Source organism: Chryseobacterium endalhagicum (assembly GCF_016745235.1).
Classification (GTDB): Bacteria; Bacteroidota; Bacteroidia; order Flavobacteriales; family Weeksellaceae; genus Chryseobacterium; species Chryseobacterium endalhagicum.
Genome location: NZ_JAELVM010000001.1, coordinates 343,017 through 363,608, shown reverse-complemented (window position 1 = coordinate 363,608; position 20,592 = coordinate 343,017). Strand labels below are relative to the sequence as shown.

Sequence of the window (20,592 nt, the reverse complement as noted above, 5' to 3'; positions counted from 1 at the left end):
ACACAAAACAAAATCTTAAAAAAATATCAAATGTTCATCATTTCATAAAACAATATTCAAAAAATTTATTAAATTAAGTTAAAAACAAAACAATTAACAAAAACAAAACATTTTTATATTATTTTTTTTCATAAATACACAAATGCTTTTAATTGATATTTTCTATATAGAATATTTAAAAAAAGCGCAATAACAGACTGATAATCAAAACAATTACTCACTTTTCAATGAAAAATAAAAAAACACTCTTCTTAAAAAGCAATGCTATGCATATCATATTTTATACTCACAAAAGCGAGCATTCAATTAATAAAATAAAAAAACCGCCCGAGGGCGGTAAATAAAAATATATTAAAAATCTGTCAAATTTAATTTTGATTCCAGAAAGGTGTATGCTGATTTTTAACAAATATATCTGCAGCAGATATATTAGGAACATTTGCAGCATTCGCAGCATATTCAGAGAATGGATAAATCAATCGGTACGGCTTATTAACTTGTTGAGCCGTAACCGCCAATGGCGTCCATGGATATCCTGTTCTGTTATATTCAATAAACATTTCTGTAGGATTTACATTCGTTAAAGCAATCCACTTCTGAGTCATAATTGCTTCAATCTTCTGTTGTGTAGAACCTGTCCAACCCAGTCCTGGTCTGGCATTAGCCGAAGTAATATAAGCTGTCGTTGTTGCAGCATTTGCACCCAACCAGGCAGCATTAGATTTGATCGCTGATTCAAATTTAGCCTGCGGACTAAATGTAAAAACAGACGGCCATCTAAGTGCAGCTTCAGCCTGCAGGAAGTTACTTTCCGCACTTGACATCAATACTCCACCACGTCCGTTATTAACATCAATTACATCCGTCCAGGTACTGATAGCAGCCGATCCTGCAAAATTACCAATCCCCAGCTTTGAAGTGTTCGTATTACTGATAGGCGCTCCAGGCTGACCAGGAACAGCTCCCTGTCTGATTCCCTTCAATCCTGTAAATGCATTTCCATTATAATCAACAGAGGCTACATTGGTAAATAACCTGCTTCTTCTAGGATCTTTTAATCCTGTAAATTTAGAATAGTTGGCATCATTCAGGATAAGATTACCCTCTAATGCATTTGCCATATGCTCGGAAGCAACAACAAGTCCATAATTCTGAACCTGAGTTCCTGCTGAAGTTCTTGCCCAGTTAAGAATATAAGGATTCATCTGATCGTCAGTAGCAGCACTATATCCAGGATTTACTACAACCTCTTCATCAATAAATGTTGCACTGGCAAGAGTCTGTAATTTCGCATCCCTGTACGCCGCAAGATCACCTGTCACTTTAGACATTCTAACCAGCATTCTTAATTTAATTGTATTGGAGAAAGATGCCCATTTCGTCATAGTTCCGTGGAAAACAATATCTGCAGCTCCCGGATTTTCAGCATTAGCATTCCCCGCTGCAATAATAGCATTCGCTTCTTCCAGGCTTGTAATAAGTGCCTTGTAAATATCTGAATCCTGATCATACTTAGGCGTCATATTATCCCTTCCTTTAAAGGCTTCAGAATAAGGAACATCCCCGTAAAGATCCACAATATACTGCATATAATATGCTTTCATAATTTTTGCGATCGCAATATAATTATCCTGCTTATGATCAGCATTGGGATAGATTTCTATTTGAGCAAAATTAGCTATTCTAGGATATAGCCCCCAAATACCTGTATAAAAAGTATTATCTATTGATCCCAAGTTAAATTCTCTTGAAAATGCACCTCCAAAACTGTATGTGTTTCCAGCCCAGCTGTTCATCATTAAGTTCCCAAACTGCACCATTGTACCTCCTTGCGTTCTGTAAGCCGTACTGATAGCTCCCGGAAGCATAAGATCCGGAGTAATCGACTCTGCCTGTATTGCATTAGGATTATCATTGACATCCAGATACTCATTAGAGCAGGAAGTCGCCGCTATACTTAATGCCACAATGGACAGAGCTGTTAAAAATTTATTCTTTTTCATTTTATTCAATAATTAGAAAGTTACATTTAAGTTGAAGCCAAAGTTTCTGATAGTAGGATATTGTCCTGTAGACGCCAAACCTGCAGCATTTCCGCTGGTTGTAGCTGTTTCCGGATCAGCATAGTTTCTGTTGCTCTTTGCATAAATCGCAATAGGATTTCTTGCATACACTCCTATGGTTAATGAGTTAACAAATGTATTTCTTAATACAGATTTCGGGATATCATAACTCAAAGCAATCTCCCTTATTTTAAAGGCAGTACCGTCAATTACATGCTCCTCACCTACTCTACGGAAATTACCGTTCGTAAAGTATTCATTGGTTCCGAAGTAAGACGCATCATCTCCTACAGGTGTTGTATTTGGTACATACTGTCCGTTTACCAACTGAACTGAGTTAGGAACAACATACCCCTGGTTTCTGTCGAAAGTCGCAGTCTGCTCAAGATGCCCGGCATAAGCAAGTAATTCTTTAGAAAGCGGAACAAAGCTGTTTCCGGTTCTGTAATCTGCAACAGCACTTAATGTAATTCCTTTAAATTTAAATGAAGTACTGAAACCCAGGATATAATCAGGATTTACCTTTCCTAAAACTTCCAAAGTTGAAGTAGTCAGAGGGTTTCCGTTTCTGTCAACAATAATATTTCCATTAGGATCTCTTTGGTACTTAGTTCCTTTGATCATTGGGAAATCTTCTCCCACTACAGCATAAATTCCTACAGTTGGTCTTGAGATCACATTCAATGGAGTCTCGTCAGAACCATCAGCTAAGGAAAGAATCTTTGTTCTGTATGTAGTATAAGATCCTCTTATTTTCCATTCAAAATTTTTGGATTTGATCGGTGTAAAACCTAAATCCAATTCAAACCCCTCATTACGGCTATCCCCGATATTATTAAGAATACCAGTAATTCCCGAAGCAGAAGAAGTAGTCACCAAAGTAATTAAGTTATTGGTATCATTTCTATATACTGACCCATCAAAAGTAATACGGTCATTAAAGAATCCTAACTGTAATCCAGCTTCTTTAGAGTTATAGAATTCCGGTTCAATATCCGGAGCATAGAAGTTAGCCGTAGGTAGCGATGAAGATAAATTACCGAAAGGATATCCTGTTGGGAAAGCACCCACACGGTCAAGACCATACACAGGGATAGTCTGTACGTTACCTACCCTACTGAATGATAAGCTCACTTTAGCATAGTTCAGTACTTTTCCTTTAATATTTTCAAATGCTTTTGTAGGAATAAAGGACGCCCCTACAGAATAATAAGCAAAAGGCTTATTTGAAAAAGGCAACGCATTTCCATCAATATCTCTAGGATTTAAGCTGATAAGAGAACTTTTTTCATATCTGAAGGTAGAATTCAGGAATAAATAATCTTTATAAGCAAGATCCAGGTTGGCAAACCAAGCATAAGATCTCACCTGTGATTTACCATTATCAAGTTTATAGAAAGGATCAGGATTCAAAACATTGGTAATATGATACCATCCTGGAATTTTAAGGTTGGTTCCCCCAACTTGTGTTGTAGAGGACGTATTATCCTGGATATTGTGTCCCACGTTAAGCCTCATATTGATATTATCCGTTAGGTCATAATCAAAGTTCGCCATTAAATCGCCATAATATCTAAATCCAGAACCCACTGATTTATAGTAACTGGAAACAATTGGCTCTCTTGCAAAAGTTCCATCACTTGGAGAATGCCCATCCAGATACGTCCCTGTACCCTGATAAATCCTGTCATAAGCAAATGCATTCAGGTAACTTTCTGCAATGGAAGATATGGATGTTACTGATCCTGCATATGTAAAGGAGATATTCTTATTTAAATTGTACTCAAGATTAATTAATCCTGTAAAAGTTCTGCTCTTATTGTTATATCTCTCATTATCGATAGTCCAATAAGGATTCGTAATATAAATTGAGTGACTGGCATCCGGAAGTGAGTATCTGAACTTTCTGATATCAACGTTCGTAGGCGTTTGTAACAACTGATCATATAATCCTGCAGAAGTTTCTGAAGTACTTAAATCTAAGTAGTTAACGTTACCATCAATTCTGAAGTTCCCTAATTTCTTTCCTGCTTTTAGAATAAAGTTATTTCTTTTAAGCTGGTCATTTTCTACAACGAAATCATTCTGCGTTCTGTTGGCAGATAAAAACACATAAGAATCAGATCCTCCCGCAGAAACAGAAATACCGTTCTGGAATAAAACACCTGTTTTAAAGAAATTAGCTACGTGATCCTTTTTAGGAGAGAATGTTTCTCTAAGAAACTGATTGTTCGCCTGTGGAAGCCCCACATATAAACTTTGTCCTCCCAATACTGAGTTATAAGCCGGGCCCCATGCAGAGTTCTCATAAGGAGTCCAGGTTGTTCCGCCATATTCAGTGGTATCAAAAGCATCTCCAGGCCATCCTTGTCCATACAGTTCCTGGAAATAAGGAAGTTTATAAACAGAAGAAAAATCTACAGAGTTCGTTAATGAAAACTGTAACTTTTCAGATTTTGATCCTCTTTTGGTTGTTACAATCAAAACACCGTTACTCCCTTTTTCACCATACAGAGCTGCTCCCTGCATACCCTTGATAACGTTAACGTTTTCAATAATTTCAGGTGGTAAATTCTGATAAATTGCCAGCGAAGAGATCACACCATCAATAACCACCAATGCCTGGTTGTTTCCTGAAACCGATCTCGGACCTCTTAAAACTACTCTTGCCGTAGAATTCACAGAGGTATTAGTCGTGTTGATCTGAAGTCCGGAAACTTTCCCGGTAAGTGCCAGAACAGGGTTCGGGTTATTTGCCTGAGTAATTTCAGCAGCATTTACTACCTGATTAGAAGATGTAACCGCATCCTGTCTTTTTTTAAGACCAAGTGCACCTGTAACAACAATCTCCCGGATGTCATTAACCTGTAAAGTATCATCTTGCGTATTTTGCGCACTGACCAATCCAAAGGAAGCGGTAAGCACTATCGCTAAAACACTAGTTGTTAATTTCTTCATGTTTAATTGATTATAATTTTTTAATGATTTGCAAATATGTGAAACTTTCTTAAAAATACAAAATTTTACGTTAAATAATTTTAAATTCAATAATAAAACGAAACAATATGACTATATTAATAAAAAGTATTAGTTAAAAAATAAAAAATACTGAAATAAGACACCAAAATATGTTTTATCAATATTACAAATATTTCACAATATATGTGAATTAAATCTACAAAAGTACCATTACCACAGGATAAACTGCATTTTCAATCAATTTGTATTTTTTACTAATTTTACCAATCTATACAAATAATATTCATGGATCTAATGCACAAATGGACAGACCTTTACATCGAAGCGGGATGTGATGAAGTAGGAAGAGGATGCCTGAGCGGGCCTGTAGTAGCCGCAGCTGTCATTCTGGATGACAGTTTTGAGCAAAATCTGGTGAATGACTCCAAGAAATTAACATTCAAGACAAGAATGGAACTGGACAGCTATATCAAAGACAATGTAAAAAATTATGCTATCGCAGAGCTTCCCCCTTCATTCATTGATGAGCACAATATCCTTAATGCGAGTATTCATGCCATGCACCGGGCTTTGGACCAGTTAACGATAATACCGGAACTGATTCTGGTAGACGGAAACAAATTCCATCCTTATAATTACATTCCCCACCAATGCATCATTAAAGGTGATTCAAAGGTTTTGTCTATCGCAGCAGCTTCTATTCTGGCTAAAAACTACAGGGATAAATTAATGATAGAACTCCATGAGGATCATCCTGAATACAGCTGGAACACTAATTTCGGATATGCCACAAAAGCCCATCAGGAAGCTTTAATTAAATTCGGTCCCACAAAACATCACAGACAGTCATTCAGACTGAAATATGATTAAAACTTTATTGATTAATGAATCCGATGATATAAAACTAAAAAAGAGAAGCAGATCTGCTTCTCTTTTTCATTATAAGTGATCTGTTTTTGCTCTTTACTGCAGCCGGAATTCCAGCCAGTTCTATTGGGAAGAAACAGAATAAAACACAGAAAATATTTCGATAAAATTCAATTTAAAAAAATTGGAACAGATATTTTATTTATATTTGGAAGACAACCAAATAAAGAGTTTTCTTAAATTTTCAAGAGAACTGAAAACAATCTTAATATTACACTATGAAAAATCTTACAAAAATCAAAAACGCTAAATTAATTAGCAAAAATCAGTTAAAGCAGATTATGGGTGGACAAATTTGTCCTTGCGATACACCGTGCCCGCACATGAATCAACCTGTTCCAAAGCCTTGTGATTAAAAAACAAAAGAGAAGCAAATTTGCTTCTCTTTTTTATTATAGATTTTCAGAAATCTTATTTCTTTTTCTTTTGGTTCTCCTGCACTTTTTGCTGCTCCTGAGCTTTCTCCATCATCTCTCTCATTCTCTTCTGGAACTTACCTTCAGCTTTCGGCTTTTCTTTATTCGCCTGAATCTGTGCATGGATTTTCTTTTCATCCAGTATCACGTATTTAATGACCAGGATAATCAGAATGTTGATCGCATTGGATACAAAGTAGTACCATGAAAGACCGGATGCTGATGTATTCAGGAAGAACAGGAATGTAATCGGGAAGATATACATCAGAACTTTCATGTTCGGCATTCCTTCCTGCTGAGGCTGCTGCATGTTACCTGAAGTCATTACAGTATAAATTAAGATCACGATCGTACAAGCCAATGCAAAAACACTTAAGTGATCTCCAAGGAATGGAATTTTAAACGGAAGTTTAATCAAATCATCATAAGCCGTCAGATCTTTTGCAAACCAGAATCCTTTTCCTCTCAGATCAATGAAATTCGGAAAGAAACGGAAGAGGGCGTAGAAAATAGGAATCTGAACCAGCGCCGGAAGACATCCCGCCATCTGATTAACACCCGCCTTACGGTAGATTTCCATCGTAGCCTGCTGCTTCTTCATTGGGTCTGCATCTTTAAGCTTTGCATTCACCTCATCAATTTCAGGACGGATCACTTTCATCATGGCACTCAGCTTATGCTGCTTGTACATGATTGGTGACAGGATCAGTTTTACGATAATGGTCATTAAGAAAATTACCCAACCTGCTGTAAGTCCCCATTCTGCAATGATATTATACATCGGCATGAAGAATCCACGGTTCATCCATCCAATGAAAGACCATCCTAACGGAAGAATTTCGTCAAAGTTTTTATCATATGATTTTAACAGAGGTAAGTCAAGCGGCATAAAATACCAGGTAAAATCCTGATTAAGCTCGCTTCCCGTCATCTGTACGAACCCTTCAAAATTAAGTTTCTTCAGATACTCACCTTCTTCAATCGCTTCCTGATTTCCTTTGCTCTGTGTGAAACCGTTTTTAGCTTCAATTACAGAAGAGAAAAACTGCTGTTTTACCCCAATCCAGTTAAGCGTTTCTTTTTCCTCACTCATATCCGTTCTTCCATCATAATCATAATCTTTATAATTATTGAAAGCGTATGAGAATTCCGAGTGAGACTGTTCCTGTGCTCTACCCTTTTCCAGGTTTCTTACACTGTAATCCCAGATAAAGTCCGCTTTGTTATCAGCAGTAACGGCAGATAATCCCTGCGTTCTTACTTTAAAATCAAGGGTATATTTTGGAAGTAATGTATAGACAAACTGAATAACGGCACTGTTATAGTTAGCCGTCATTGTTACGGTATTCCCATTAACAGCCGGTGCAAAAACCAGGTCTTTGGTATTAATGACTTTTCCGGTTTTATCCTTAAACTGAAAACCGTAGTTGGAGTTCTTTTTGTCGATCAGATAAAGCGGAAGATCAGCATTATCTGTTTTATGATTGTATGCTTTATATTCCGAAAGCTGTACTTTGGAAACCTGCCCTCCCAAACTGGAGAATTCAACATTCAGTTCTTTGTTGTTCAAACTGGCTGTCTGAATAGCACCCGGAGTGACATTTGGATTGATATTACTAGCCTGAGTCTGTTTTACAGAATTTTTCACCTGCTCGGTCTTCTGTTGCTGAGCTTTTTCCTGCTCCTCTTTCGCCTGCTTGTTCTGGAAATAGAACATGAATCCGAAAAGAACCAAACACAAAACCGCAAAACTGATCATTTGACTTTTATCGATTCCTTTGTTTTGTTGCATTTTATTTTATATTAAAATTTTAAATTTTATCAAGCATTAAGATAGACTGCTTTTTGAGCTGACAAAAATACTGTTTTTTTATCAAAATCTCTATGCATTACCATGTTACTATATAATAAACTCAAGCTGAGAATAATCAGCCTGAGTTTATGATAAGACGTTTATGGTATATTATTACCTTATTTCTTTTCGCAAGCCTTCACAAAAGCTCTGAAAAGAGGATGCGGCGTTGCTACTGTACTTTTATATTCAGGGTGATACTGCACACCTACATAGAACGGGTGGTCAGGAAGCTCAAGAGCTTCTACAAGACCTGTTTCAGGGTTGATACCCGTTGCAAGGAAGCCGTTCTTTTCAAATTCCTGAAGATAATCACTGTTGAATTCATAACGGTGACGGTGTCTTTCAGAAATATTTTTAGCGCCGTAGATATCATATAGTTTAGAACCATTCTTCAATGAACATTTCCATGCTCCAAGACGCATAGTTCCTCCTTTATCTACCACATTTTTCTGCTCTTCCATAATAGAAATTACAGGATCCGGTGTAGAGGTATCAAATTCCATTGAGTTGGCTTTTGAGTGACCAAGAACGTTTCTTGCAAATTCAATGGTCATAATCTGCATTCCCAGACAAATTCCCAGCATCGGAACTTTATTTTCTCTTGCATATTGGGCCGTAAGAACTTTTCCTTCAATTCCTCTATCGCCAAAACCTGGAGCAATAAGGATTCCGTCTACACCACCTAAAGTCTCTTTAATATTTTCAGCGGTGATGTCTCCACTGTATACCCATCTTACTTTTACTTCAGTTTCAAGACTTGCACCGGCATGTTTGAAAGCTTCAGCAATAGAAATATAAGAATCCTGCAGAGAAATATATTTTCCTACTAAGGCAATTTCTACCGTTCTTTTAGGATTTTTGAATTTTTTAAGGAAGGTTTTCCAGTCTTTCAGATCCGCTTCTTTATCATTTTTAAGATCCAGTTCTTTTAAAACTACATCATCAAAATTCTGCTTCTGAAGATACATTGGAACTTCATAGATTGTTTCCAGATCTTTACATTCAATGACGTTATCCAGAGAAACATTACAGAATTGAGCTAATTTCGCTCGCTGATCTTTTGGAATATTGTGTTCTGTTCTGCACACCAAAACATCCGCCATAATTCCGCTTTCCATCAACTGACGCACGGAATGCTGGGAAGGTTTTGTTTTCAATTCGCCGCTTGAAGCCAGGTAAGGCAGCAGCGTAAGGTGAATCACCATAGAATTTTTCTCACCCAATTCCCATTTCAGCTGGCGTACCGTTTCAATGTATGGAAGAGATTCAATATCTCCTACAGTTCCTCCGATCTCAGTAATGATGATATCGTAGTTCTGCTTGGAAAGCATTTTGATTCTGCGTTTGATCTCGTTGGTGATATGAGGAATTACCTGAACCGTCTTGCCTAAGAAATCTCCTTTTCTTTCTTTTTCGATAACAGTTTGGTAAATTTTTCCTGTCGTAACGTTGTTGTTTTGGGAAGTAGGAGCATCCAGATAACGCTCGTAGTGACCTAAATCCAGATCCGTTTCTGCACCATCTTCGGTTACATAGCATTCTCCGTGTTCATATGGATTCAGTGTTCCCGGGTCGATGTTGATATAAGGATCCAGTTTTTGGATCGTTACGTTAAAACCGCGTGATTTTAACAAAAGTCCCAGAGAAGCAGACACGATTCCTTTTCCCAAAGATGAAGTTACACCTCCTGTCACAAAGATGTACTTTGTATTCTTTTTACTCATTAGATTAGGTTTGTGCAAAGTTATGGGAAAAAGAGATACAAAGCAATTTTTTACATTTTGAAATTGGAAAAACCCTTCCCTGCCAATTATAAATTCTGATTAAAAAAATTATCTATATTTGATATAAACAATCACAAAAAGCGATAACCACCATGATCTCGGTATATAAACTAAAGCCCTGGTTTCAGCAGCTGCTTACCCCGGTTTTATTATTTCTGCACAGGAATAACGTCTCGGCCAATCAAATTACAGTAAGTTCTGTTTTGCTGTCTGTTATCATTGGAGTATTATTCTGGAATGCAGATGTTTCAAAGTGGTTTTTCCTGAGCCTTCCGGTCGGACTTTTGCTTAGAATGGCTTTAAATGCTCTGGATGGAATGATGGCCCGAAAATTCAACCAGACCAGCAGATTGGGCGAAATTTTAAATGAAGTCGGGGATATTGTTTCCGATGTGATTATCTTTTTTCCGCTGCTTAAATTCCAGCCGGAAAGTTTATACCTGATTATTGTTTTCATTATACTAAGCATCATCAATGAATTTGCAGGCCTGATAGGGAAAGCTTTAGGAAAAGAACGCCGCTACGATGGTCCGATGGGTAAAAGCGACCGCGCCCTGGTGTTAGGAATCTATGGTCTGGCAGTATTTTTCGGGGCAGATATTTCAGGAATCTCGAAATATATTTTCGGTACAATCATTCTACTGTTAGCTATCAGCACTTATATCCGCTTAAAGAAATCTCTGAATGAAGCCTGAAGAAAATAAATTTGCAGATGTCCCGCTGCGGGTAAAAACTTGGATCTACATTATCATTGTTTTTGCTGCCGGAATCTCCCATCCGCTGACCATGAAGGTTTTTGTTTCATGGATCGGTTTTCAGTGCTTTTTTGAGTTTTTAAGATTATTCAGGATTAATTCTAATCGTCTGATTCCTTCGTTATTTGTAGGAACCGCACAATTTTTCCTGCTGTATTTTTTCAATATTGAAAATTACTTTTTGTACAGCTCTGCTTTGTCAGTCCTTGTATTACTCTATTTTATTTTGTTAAAAACATCAGTGAAACAGCTTTATGGATTTATTATAGCTTTATTAGTCTGTCTTTTTGCCTTTCCTCATCTGTCATTTATCCGCGAAACCGCTTCCGGGCTGAATTCCATCATCTTCATTGTGGTCGTCACTGAACTGAATGATGTTTTTCAATACCTGATGGGCAAGTTTTTCGGAAAACATAAAATCACCCCTCAGATAAGCCCCAATAAGACCTTGGAAGGATTTATCGGTGGCGTTTTCCTTACAGTATTATTGAGTAATATTTTAGGTTTCTTTTTACTGGAAACTGATATTTTAGTCAATACCATTTTGGGAATTCTTCTTGGCGTGTCCGGATTTTGTGGTGATGTTTTTATGTCTTATTTAAAAAGAAAAGCCCATATAAAAGATACCGGAACCCTTCTTCCAGGACACGGCGGTCTTCTGGACAGAATGGACAGCCTGATCTTCAATGCTCCCCTATTCTTCTGGATATTTTCCCTTCTTGTAAAAATCTAAGATCATGAGCGAAAAATTTAAAAGAGCAGTTGTATTTTCAGGAGGCGGAACCCGGCTGATGATCTACCTTGGAATGCTGGCCGCTCTGGAAGAACTGAACATGAAACCCGATGTCCTGATAGCTTCATGCGGAGGAGCGTTTGCCGCAACGGTCATCAACGCTTTTCCAGATCATATTTCCCGGAAAGAATATTTGAAATCAGAAGAATATTTCCGCTTTGTATCGGGAACAGTTTTAACCCGGCATAAAAAATTGTCAGGCATTGGTCTTTTCACCTTAAAGAAATTATTTGATCAAAGGAATGCGCCTTTTGCAGAAGATGTTTTCAGCAGATATCTTGTCGAAATGCCACAAGACTTAACCGGAGTTTTTCCATCATTGAAAAATGTTCAGTTTTCACAAGAAATTCCAACGGTCATCATTGGTTCTGAAATTCTTTTTGATCCCAAAGAAGCAGGCCCGAAAAGAAACGGCAGAAAACTGTACCGGAAAGTGATTTTTACAGATCCAAAAACTTCAGAAAAAATCAATCCGGAACAGGTTATAATTTCCTCCAAAAACATGAAAAACAGTGCGGTGGAAGAACATATCAGTATTAAAACAGATATTTCCCTGCTGGAAAGTACCCGGATTTCCGTCTCGGATATGTTTTATGTGGAACCTGTTTTTCTTCAGGGAAAATATTTTGCAGGCGGAGCAATTGATCTTATTCCTGCTGAGCTGGCCCATCATCTTGCAGATGAAATTATTATTGAAAAAAAACAGTCATACAATCCGGTTGAAGAAGCCCTCGTCAGGTCTGTACTGGGCTTCAGTGGGAATGCAAGGCTTGAAGAGATTGAACAATTCCCGGTTGATTTTCAGATTGATACAACTCATATTAAAGAAGATCTGAAAGGACATTATCTTAAAAAAGGAATCAATTGGAAGAAATTTGAGATTGATTTTTCTTTTCCGGAAGCCTACGAACGTTTTGCAGAAGATATGGAAATGCAGTGGCAGTATGGTTTTGATCAGACCATGAAATCTATTCGTGGGTGATTTTATAAAATATGTTTTGGCTGAAGCCAATGGATTTTGTTCTTGTTTTCGGCAAACGGGCTAAAGCCCGTTCCTATTGAATATTTTCCTCATAGTATTGTAATCGATTGTCTTTGGTTTATTTTAACCGCAGATTTCCCAGATTTTCACAGAGGTTTGTGAATAGGTGTAGATACCATTCATATGAAAAACTTTTGCGTCTTTTATGACTGTTTTTAACCATTAAGACCAATGAAGAAAGTAAGAATAATTAAGAAAAATCTAAAGATTTCTTAAGCTATACATCTTAAAGCAACGCTCAGCTTCATATTCTTAAAGCCTTAAGCAGAATCTTAACGGTTCAAAAGATAAAAAATTTTGCTCCTTTTGATGCTCTAAACGGCTCTACTTTCAGTTTTAAAATCTATTTTTACATCAATTGCAAATCACAGCTATCACATGAATGTTTTTATAGCAGGCGGAACTTCCGGTATCGGGTATGCGTTGGCCCGGCATTATCTTGAAAAAGGTGATGTTGTGGGAATCTGCGGAAGAAATCCTGGGAAAGTGATTGAAAACAGCTTTGAAAATTTAAAGATATTCCAGGCTGATGTTTGTGATCTACATTCTGTTAATGCTGCGCTGCAGTCGTTTCTGGCTGGTGATAGAAATCTGGATCTGTTCATCAACTGTGCGGGAAGCTACGCAGAAGATGTAGCCGGGAAAATTTCCTATGAAGAAGCTGAAGAAATGCTCAGTACCAATATTTTGGGAACAGCCAACTGTTTTGAAGCTGCCCGGAAGGCCATGAAAGGACAGAAAAAAGGAAATATTGCAGTCATAGCGTCAGTTTCGGGAATCATGGACTATGAAAATTCCAGTCTTTATACCAAAACAAAACGGTCTGTCATCCAGATGGCAGATGCTTACCGCCGGGCGCTGAAACCGTTTAGAATCTCTGTTACGACCATTGCTCCCGGGTATGTGGATACAGAAAAATTAAGACAGCTGAATCACAATAATCTGGACAAAAAACCATTTTTAACCGATGTTCAGACGGCTGTAGTCATTATTTCAGCAGCTATTGAAAACAAGGAAAAGCTGGTTATTTTCCCAACCAAGATGAAATGGATGATGAAGTCGCTATCCATACTCCCTTCTTTCTTATTAAATATAATCATGTACAGGAAAGCCCGATGGATGAAAGACGACCGGCCATAAAGCAAAAAATCTACGCATGTATTCTCTGCGCGGTTGTATTCATGATTGTTTACAATTCTGCGGCATGGTATACTTCGACTCTGGAAAAGGTCCCTTCCTTTGTCTTTGATTTTGAGAAATACATTCCGTTCCTGCCGTGGACCATTCTTTTCTATATGACGAGCGGTATTTTTTTCTGCTCGGTATTTTTTTTCTGCACAGAGAAAGAGCAGCTTAAAGTTTTAACGAAGAGAATGCTTTTCGTCACTGTTGTGGCAAGCCTGTGTTTTATTGCATTTCCCCTTAAATTTTCTCTATCAAAACCTGAAACTGAGGACACAGTATTTCACTATTCCTATCATTTTTTGAAAATATTTGATTCGCCTTTTAATCAGTCTCCATCGCTTCATATTGCTTATGCTTTTATTTTCTGGACGGTTTTCAGCAGATTAAAAAAAATCCGGATCTTTTTAATGTTCTGGTTACTTTTCCTGGGAATTTCCACGCTGACAACCTATCAGCATCATTGCATCGATATTCTTTCAGGAGCCGTTCTGGCGCACATCAGTTTTATCGTTTTTCCTTACCGCAAAAATAATTTTCATTACAGGAATTTCCATGTTGCAAATTTTTATTTTCTGCTGGGATGGATTTTCTTTTCGGCAGCATTGTTGATGAACCAGTTCTATCATCCTTTCTGGCTTTTATTGCTGTGGCCTGCACTCATGTCTGTGATTATCGGTTATCATTACCAGAGAAATAATGTTTACTTATTAAAAGATAAAGAAGGAAATATTTCATTTTTGAGAAAAGTATTTTACGCGCCTTACCTACTTATCTCCCATATTTTCTGGAGATTTTTAAGAAAGAACAGAAAACCGCTGGAAATTGCACCCCGGATTTATATTTCTTCAAGACCAGGCCGTAAAGATTTACCTTATTTCAAACCCAGCAACCATACTTTTGTCTATGACCTTTCTGCAGAAATAGAGGAAAATAACGAGCTGAAAAACAAAACTTCCTATCACTCTTTCCCCTTTTTGGATATCGGAACTTTTAACATCAGTGAAACCCAAAAACTGGTTGCAGAAATTACTGAAAACTATAAAAAACTTCCTGCCGACGGGAAAATTTTCATCCACTGCACCATGGGCTTTACAAGAAGCACCATAATCGGCATTCTGGTAATGAAAAATACTCTATCTTTACCTATAGATGAAGCCGTAAAAACCATGAAAGGCATTCACAGGAATGCAGTGATTCATCCTTATCTGGAGGATTTTTTGAAAAAAATTGAACTATGAACAGCGGACATTTTAAGAGTTTCGACGGCAGCAGTATTTTCTACCGCGAATGGAATTACCAGCCCCTGCAAAAAAGCATTATTATCATCCACCGAGGACACGAACACTCGGAAAGACTGAATGATATTGCCCAATCGCCACAATTTTCAGGCTACAATATTTTTGCTTTCGACCTTCGTGGTCATGGGCATACGGAGACCAAAACATCATCCGTTTTCATGGATTATGTCCGTGATCTCGATTCTTTTTCTCAATTTTTGAGATCAAAGTATGAAGTAAAAATCTCAGATATTTTTGTCCTGGCGAACAGTATCGGAGGGGTTGTCGCTTCAGCCTGGGCTCATGATTTCGCACCGGATATTGCAGGAATGGCTCTTCTGGCGCCTGCTTTCAGAATTAATCTGATTGTTCCGTTCGCCGGTGAAATGATTGCACTTGGAGCAAAACTGAAAAAAGGGCTGATTATTAAAAGCTATGTAAAGTCCAAAATGCTGACCCACGATCCGGAGCAGCAGAAAGCTTACGATACCGACCCTCTTATTACAAGATCCATAGATGCTGAACTTCTCATTGACCTTGCCAAAGCAGGAAAACGTCTGGTAGAGGATGCCGGAGCTATTGATACGCCTACCCTGATTCTTGCCGCAGAAAAAGATCATGTGGTTTTCAACAAAGACCAGAAAATCTTTTACGATAAACTGGATACTGACCTGAAAAGATATGAAGTACTTCCCGGCTTTTTCCATGGAATTCTTTTTGATACCGGAAAGGAAAAAGTATATGATAAAGTAGCGGATTTTGCAGGAAAATGTTTCAAAAGAACACATAAAACAGCCAATCTCCATCCTGACCGGTTTTCTGTGAAAGAATATGAAGACCTTCAGAATAATGTGGGCAATAACCTGAATTTTAAGTTTCAGAAATTTTCGCTTAAAAATATAGGGAAAATAAGTAACGGTATGGCTATCGGCCTGAAATACGGCTTTGATTCCGGAGCTTCCCTGCATTATGTGTACCAGAACCAGCCGAAAGGGAAGTTAGGTTTTGGGAAAATGATGGATAAAAACTACCTCAACGCCATTGGCTGGAAAGGAATCCGCATCCGTAAAGAGCATCTGATCCAGCTTCTTGAACAAAACATACTTCAGCTTAAACAGGAAGGCAGAGCTGTTAAAATCCTTGATATTGCAGGCGGAACGGGAAATTATTTATTTGATATCAAAGAAAAATATCCTGAAGCTGAGATTGTGATCAATGAATTTGTGAAAGCCAATATCGAAATCGGGGAACAGGTAATTAAGGATAAAAATTATCAGAACATCCGGTTTACCAATTTCGATTGTTTTGATCCTGAAACCTATAAAAAACTCAATTTCGAACCGAATATCACCATTATTTCAGGAATTCTTGAACTGTTTGGGGACAATGAAATGGCGTCCAGAGCGGTGAAAGGAGCCGCTTCTGTTTCAGAAAGAAATTCTTTTGTGGTGTACACGGGTCAACCATGGCATCCGCAACTGAAAATGATAGCTTATGTTTTGAATAACCACCAGAACAAAGACTGGATCATGAGGAGACGTTCGCAGAAGGAACTGGATAAAGTGATGAAGTACAGCGGCGTTCAAAAGGACAATATGCTGATAGATGACTTTGGTATTTTCACGGTTTCTTCGGGTAAAATTAATTCTTAAAATTTTTAATATAATCTCCCGCAGATTTCTCAGATGGCGCAGATGTTCGCGTAATAATTAATCTGCATAATCCGCTCAATCTGCGTGAACCAAAAAAATAAAGTTTTATTTAAAAGAACAATAAAAAAGGTTTCCCAAGTGATTAGGAAACCTTTTTTAAACAAATTATTTATAAATTACTGTTTTACCAGTTCGAAGAATAAACTTACTTCTGCATCCTTAGCCACTCCTGCTCCTGTAGGATCATATTTGATTCCGTAATCTAAACGGTTAACCGTAAATTTTGCCTGGAATCCCATTACTTCTTTTCCCTGCTGGTTTTTAGTTACCCCTCCGAATGTTACCGGAACAGTGATATCTTTTACCGTTTCTTTAATTTTCAGGCTTCCTTTCAAAGTATAATTATTGTTCTTATCTTTTGTGATAGAAGTACTGTGAAAGGTGATCGCCGGATATTTATCCGTATCGAAGAAATCAGGGCTTTTCAGATGTTTGTCTCTCATGTCTACTCCTGTATTGATGGAGTTTACATCCACTGAAAAATCAAAAACGGCATTATCCAGATTAGCACCCTGCGTGCTTACTTTTCCTTTAAAGGCATCAAAACGTCCCTGCACAAAATTAATCCCCATGTGCTTGATGTTAAAGTTGACCGATGAGTGCATAGGATCCGCAGCCCATTCCGTCTGTGCAAAACCAAAAACGCTTAACAGCGTGAATACGAAAGATAAAACGACTTTTTTCATTGTACTATATTTTGATATTTATTTTTTTAATTTGAGTAAAGATAAATGATAAAAACAGACTGGCTCTTGATGTATGTTAGTTTTTAATTTCAGATGCCGTTATTTTAGAATAAATTAAATCAAAAATACATATCAGCAGAAAAATACCTATTGAATTTACATACAGGAAAAGGTCCATAAGATCATTATCTTTTCGGGTGCTAAAATAAGTGAACGGATTCGTTTTAGACCACAACAACATGAGCAGATAAAGGATTTCAAATAACACAGCCACTTTCCAGATGGCCGTATAACTATTCTTAAAAATCAAAATAGTGATTAAACTTACCAGACTGATAATCAGACACCCGATAAATATGGCAAAACCGTGCAGTGTATGACTGGAAGGAGGAAGCCCTATCCACTTTACTGTCTCACCTACTATTCCTGCATTTAAAAAGGTCATAATCCCAAGGATCAGTATACTTTTTAATATTAAATTTTTCATCTCTGAAAATTAATTAAAATTCCGAAAGGAGATTCATTTTTTTTAACTTCGCAGTATGGCAAAACTGAAAACAGCATATTTCTGTCAAAACTGCGGAACCCAGTATTCCCAATGGATGGGTCAGTGTAAAAACTGCGGAGAATGGAACACCCTTGTGGAGGAAGTGGTTGAGAAAACCTCATCTAAAACCCCGCCTTTTTCAAAAACCAAACAGCATGTGATCAACATTATTGAAGTTGAGACCAGTGAAGAACCTAGAATTAAAACGCCTTCCGAAGAACTGAACCGTGTTCTGGGCGGCGGTATTGTGCTTGGATCCGTAACGCTGATCGGCGGCGAACCGGGAATCGGAAAATCTACCCTTTTGCTGCAGCTGGCTTTGAAGATGAAGAAAAAAATCTTTTATGTTTCCGGGGAAGAAAGTGCTTCGCAGATTAAAATGAGAGCCGACCGTCTGACGGATGTTCAGAATCCGAACTGTTTCCTGTTTACAGAAACCTCACTGGAAAAAATCCTTCACGAAGCGAAAAAACTGGAACCGGATTTTATGATCATCGATTCTATCCAGACTTTACAATCTCAGTTAATTGAAAGTTCGCCGGGAACAGTTTCTCAAATTAGAGAATGTTCCAATGAGATCATCAAATACGCGAAAGAAAATAATACACCTGTCTTTCTCGTGGGCCATATCACCAAAGACGGCCAGATCGCCGGACCTAAGGTTCTGGAACATATGGTAGATGTGGTTTTAAACTTTGATGGTGACAGAAACCACCTGTTCAGGCTGCTAAGAGCCAATAAAAACCGTTTCGGATCTACGGCTGAAATCGGAATCTATGAAATGGTTTCCCAGGGATTAAAGGAAATCAAAAATCCGTCTGAAATCCTGATCACTAAGAAATTTGAAGAGCTTTCCGGAAATTCAGTGGCGGTAACGCTGGAAGGAAACCGGCCGATGCTGCTTGAAATCCAGGCTTTGGTAAGTACAGCAGTTTATGGTACTCCACAGAGAAGTTCTACCGGATTTGATGCCAAAAGGCTGAATATGCTTCTGGCCGTTCTGGAAAAGCGTGCAGGTTTTCAGCTGGGCGCGAAAGATGTCTTTTTAAATATCACCGGAGGGATTAAAACGGATGATCCGGCACTGGATCTTGCCGTTGTAGCTTCTATCCTGTCTTCCAATGAAGATATTGCCATTTCCGAACATTTCTGTTTTGCGGGAGAAATTGGACTGAGCGGAGAAATCCGTCCTATTGCGCAGGTAGAACAGAGAATTACTGAAGCAGAAAAATTAGGCTATGAAAAAATATTTGTTTCCAACCTTAATAAAATTCCGAAGAGAAAATTCGGGATCAAGATTGAGGAAGTGAGCAAAATAGAGGATTTCCACGAAAGGATCTTTTAAAACCCTACGGCATGCAGCTTGAAAATATTCAAAAGTTTATTCTTGTTCTGCTTTACGGAGGCTTAACATTGCTTTCGTTCACAGTACTGATCAATCCGATGAGGGTTAACAGAAGAGCAAATTTATTTTTCGGCCTGTTTCTGCTGCTGTGGTCCAGCTATTGGGTGCTGGATGTTTTAAAGTTCTGCGGAATTTCTCCGGATCCCCTGTTTGCCTCGTTGGTGTATGTGATTCAAATCCTCACACCTATCCTTCTGTTTTTCAGCGTAGTATTTTTCATCAATCCGGCTTATCGCTTTAAAAAGAGAGATCTGGTCTGCTTTATTATTCCGGTGATCTACTGGATCCTGTTATTCAATTCAGAAGGACATCCGGTTATTTACAATGCGGTGCTGCTCATCGATGTGGCGCATAATCTGCCCTATATCGCGCTTATTTATTTTAAAATCAGGAAACATCAGAAAAGGATTGAAACCATTTCCTCGAATACGGAAAATATAGACCTGCAATGGCTGATCAAACTGAGCTTTCTCCTTTTTGTGACCATAATTATTACGGTCGGCTACGAGCTGTATAACGCATTTGTCTATAAAATGCACCAGCATGTGGTGATGGATCTGCTGTTTTTATTTATTGTTTACAGTACGGTTTATTATGTTCTCCGTCAAAAAGAGATCTATCCGGTTAACAAAAAGCAGCGTGATGAATTGTTATCTATTGAACTGGAAAGCGAAGAAGAAGAAACGGAAAGAAAAAAACTGATCCCCGATCATGAACTTGATGGTCTAAAATCAAGGCTGAATGCTTTAATGGAAACAGAAAAACCTCATCTGGACGGTGATCTCAATCTGCTTAAGCTTTCGGATATGGTTCAGATCAATGCTCATCAGCTTTCTTATCTTCTTAACAACGGCTTCAATGAAAATTTCTTCTACTTTGTGAATAAATACAGGATAGATCACGCCAAAAAAATGCTTACCGGCGAATCTTACAAAAAACTTTCTATCGTGGGAATCGCCTTTGAATCCGGATTCAATTCCAAGACGGCTTTTAATACAATTTTTAAAAAGATGACGGGGATGACTCCTTCTGAGTACAGGAAGGAAAACGGGGAGTGACGCGATGCGGGTTTCGAGGTACGGGATTCGAGGTTTGAGGTTTGAGTTGCGGAGTCGGGGTTAAAATTTCAAAGAAAGTGGAATACTTGTTGAAAGAACCCGCAGGAT

15 protein-coding genes are annotated in these 20,592 nt (G+C 38.0%); 9 read left to right on the top strand and 6 right to left on the bottom strand.

The window, feature by feature from the left end:
- Positions 1-368: 368 nt before the first annotated feature.
- Together JET18_RS01595 and JET18_RS01590 are read right to left on the bottom strand one after the other, a co-directional pair.
- On the bottom strand, positions 369-2,003 hold the full coding sequence (locus JET18_RS01595) for a SusD/RagB family nutrient-binding outer membrane lipoprotein (protein ID WP_202088788.1): 1,635 nt from the start codon (positions 2,001-2,003) through the stop codon (positions 369-371).
- Between the two features lie 12 nt (positions 2,004-2,015).
- The gene (locus tag JET18_RS01590; protein ID WP_202088785.1) at positions 2,016-5,021 is read right to left on the bottom strand and encodes a SusC/RagA family TonB-linked outer membrane protein; all 3,006 of its coding nucleotides are present in this window, start codon (positions 5,019-5,021) and stop codon (positions 2,016-2,018) included.
- A 306-nt stretch (positions 5,022-5,327) separates the two neighbouring features.
- On the opposite strand from JET18_RS01590, the gene JET18_RS01585 reads away from it, so the two are divergent.
- Positions 5,328-5,912 (top strand): ribonuclease HII, encoded by a 585-nt coding sequence (locus JET18_RS01585; RefSeq protein WP_202088778.1) that lies wholly within the window; start codon positions 5,328-5,330, stop codon positions 5,910-5,912.
- 468 nt (positions 5,913-6,380) lie between these two features.
- On the opposite strand, the gene yidC is transcribed toward JET18_RS01585, so the two are convergent.
- Positions 6,381-8,177, bottom strand: coding sequence for a membrane protein insertase YidC (gene yidC / locus JET18_RS01580; protein ID WP_202088776.1), 1,797 nt, complete (start codon positions 8,175-8,177; stop codon positions 6,381-6,383).
- A gap of 179 nt (positions 8,178-8,356) precedes the next feature.
- Positions 8,357-9,964, bottom strand: a complete 1,608-nt coding sequence (locus JET18_RS01575) for a CTP synthase (RefSeq protein ID WP_202088774.1) — start codon at positions 9,962-9,964, stop codon at positions 8,357-8,359.
- A 152-nt stretch (positions 9,965-10,116) separates the two neighbouring features.
- On the opposite strand from JET18_RS01575, the gene JET18_RS01570 reads away from it, so the two are divergent.
- The 6 genes from JET18_RS01570 to JET18_RS01545 all read left to right on the top strand — a co-directional run bounded on the left by JET18_RS01570 (position 10,117) and on the right by JET18_RS01545 (position 16,728).
- The gene (locus JET18_RS01570; RefSeq protein WP_202088772.1) at positions 10,117-10,719 is read left to right on the top strand and encodes a CDP-alcohol phosphatidyltransferase family protein; all 603 of its coding nucleotides are present in this window, start codon (positions 10,117-10,119) and stop codon (positions 10,717-10,719) included.
- The gene (locus JET18_RS01565; RefSeq protein WP_202088770.1) at positions 10,709-11,512 is read left to right on the top strand and encodes a phosphatidate cytidylyltransferase; all 804 of its coding nucleotides are present in this window, start codon (positions 10,709-10,711) and stop codon (positions 11,510-11,512) included. Before JET18_RS01570 ends, JET18_RS01565 begins: the two co-directional genes overlap by 11 nt.
- Before the next feature lie 4 nt (positions 11,513-11,516).
- Positions 11,517-12,554: a patatin-like phospholipase family protein gene (locus tag JET18_RS01560; RefSeq protein ID WP_202088768.1), complete on the top strand. Its 1,038-nt coding sequence runs from the start codon at positions 11,517-11,519 to the stop codon at positions 12,552-12,554.
- A 438-nt stretch (positions 12,555-12,992) separates the two neighbouring features.
- Positions 12,993-13,754, top strand: a complete 762-nt coding sequence (locus tag JET18_RS01555) for an SDR family NAD(P)-dependent oxidoreductase (RefSeq protein ID WP_202088766.1) — start codon at positions 12,993-12,995, stop codon at positions 13,752-13,754.
- A complete protein-coding gene (locus JET18_RS01550; protein ID WP_202088764.1) occupies positions 13,661-15,037 on the top strand; it encodes a phosphatase PAP2/dual specificity phosphatase family protein in 1,377 nt (458 codons plus the stop codon). The genes JET18_RS01555 and JET18_RS01550 overlap by 94 nt, the downstream gene beginning before the upstream one ends.
- Positions 15,034-16,728, top strand: coding sequence for a bifunctional alpha/beta hydrolase/class I SAM-dependent methyltransferase (locus tag JET18_RS01545; RefSeq protein ID WP_202088762.1), 1,695 nt, complete (start codon positions 15,034-15,036; stop codon positions 16,726-16,728). Before JET18_RS01550 ends, JET18_RS01545 begins: the two co-directional genes overlap by 4 nt.
- A 176-nt stretch (positions 16,729-16,904) precedes the next feature.
- On the opposite strand, the gene JET18_RS01540 is transcribed toward JET18_RS01545, so the two are convergent.
- Both JET18_RS01540 and JET18_RS01535 read right to left on the bottom strand, forming a co-directional pair.
- Complete coding sequence (locus tag JET18_RS01540; protein WP_202088760.1) at positions 16,905-17,474, bottom strand: YceI family protein; 570 nt, start codon at positions 17,472-17,474, stop codon at positions 16,905-16,907.
- 76 nt (positions 17,475-17,550) lie between these two features.
- Positions 17,551-17,961 carry a hypothetical protein gene (locus JET18_RS01535; RefSeq protein WP_202088758.1) on the bottom strand — a complete coding sequence of 137 codons (411 nt, stop codon included), beginning with the start codon at positions 17,959-17,961 and terminating at the stop codon, positions 17,551-17,553.
- Between the two features lie 55 nt (positions 17,962-18,016).
- Between JET18_RS01535 and radA the strand changes: the two genes are divergently transcribed.
- Positions 18,017-19,366, top strand: a complete 1,350-nt coding sequence (gene radA / locus JET18_RS01530) for a DNA repair protein RadA (RefSeq protein WP_202088756.1) — start codon at positions 18,017-18,019, stop codon at positions 19,364-19,366.
- 11 nt (positions 19,367-19,377) lie between these two features.
- Positions 19,378-20,484 carry an AraC family transcriptional regulator gene (locus JET18_RS01525; protein WP_202088754.1) on the top strand — a complete coding sequence of 369 codons (1,107 nt, stop codon included), beginning with the start codon at positions 19,378-19,380 and terminating at the stop codon, positions 20,482-20,484.
- Positions 20,485-20,592: the final 108 nt, after the last annotated feature.

Excerpts from the sequence above, each read along its gene's own strand:
- JET18_RS01575 (WP_202088774.1), bottom strand. The coding sequence starts at position 9,964 with ATGAGTAAAAAGAATACAAAGTACATCTTTGTGACAGGAGGTGTAACT.
- yidC (WP_202088776.1), bottom strand. The coding sequence starts at position 8,177 with ATGCAACAAAACAAAGGAATCGATAAAAGTCAAATGATCAGTTTTGCG.
- JET18_RS01595 (WP_202088788.1), bottom strand. The coding sequence starts at position 2,003 with ATGAAAAAGAATAAATTTTTAACAGCTCTGTCCATTGTGGCATTAAGT.
- JET18_RS01550 (WP_202088764.1), top strand. The coding sequence starts at position 13,661 with ATGGATGATGAAGTCGCTATCCATACTCCCTTCTTTCTTATTAAATAT.
- JET18_RS01525 (WP_202088754.1), top strand. The coding sequence starts at position 19,378 with ATGCAGCTTGAAAATATTCAAAAGTTTATTCTTGTTCTGCTTTACGGA.
- JET18_RS01545 (WP_202088762.1), top strand. The coding sequence starts at position 15,034 with ATGAACAGCGGACATTTTAAGAGTTTCGACGGCAGCAGTATTTTCTAC.
- JET18_RS01535 (WP_202088758.1), bottom strand. The coding sequence starts at position 17,961 with ATGAAAAATTTAATATTAAAAAGTATACTGATCCTTGGGATTATGACC.
- JET18_RS01570 (WP_202088772.1), top strand. The coding sequence starts at position 10,117 with ATGATCTCGGTATATAAACTAAAGCCCTGGTTTCAGCAGCTGCTTACC.
- radA (WP_202088756.1), top strand. The coding sequence starts at position 18,017 with ATGGCAAAACTGAAAACAGCATATTTCTGTCAAAACTGCGGAACCCAG.
- JET18_RS01585 (WP_202088778.1), top strand. The coding sequence starts at position 5,328 with ATGGATCTAATGCACAAATGGACAGACCTTTACATCGAAGCGGGATGT.
- JET18_RS01565 (WP_202088770.1), top strand. The coding sequence starts at position 10,709 with ATGAAGCCTGAAGAAAATAAATTTGCAGATGTCCCGCTGCGGGTAAAA.
- JET18_RS01555 (WP_202088766.1), top strand. The coding sequence starts at position 12,993 with ATGAATGTTTTTATAGCAGGCGGAACTTCCGGTATCGGGTATGCGTTG.
- JET18_RS01590 (WP_202088785.1), bottom strand. The coding sequence starts at position 5,021 with ATGAAGAAATTAACAACTAGTGTTTTAGCGATAGTGCTTACCGCTTCC.
- JET18_RS01560 (WP_202088768.1), top strand. The coding sequence starts at position 11,517 with ATGAGCGAAAAATTTAAAAGAGCAGTTGTATTTTCAGGAGGCGGAACC.
- JET18_RS01540 (WP_202088760.1), bottom strand. The coding sequence starts at position 17,474 with ATGAAAAAAGTCGTTTTATCTTTCGTATTCACGCTGTTAAGCGTTTTT.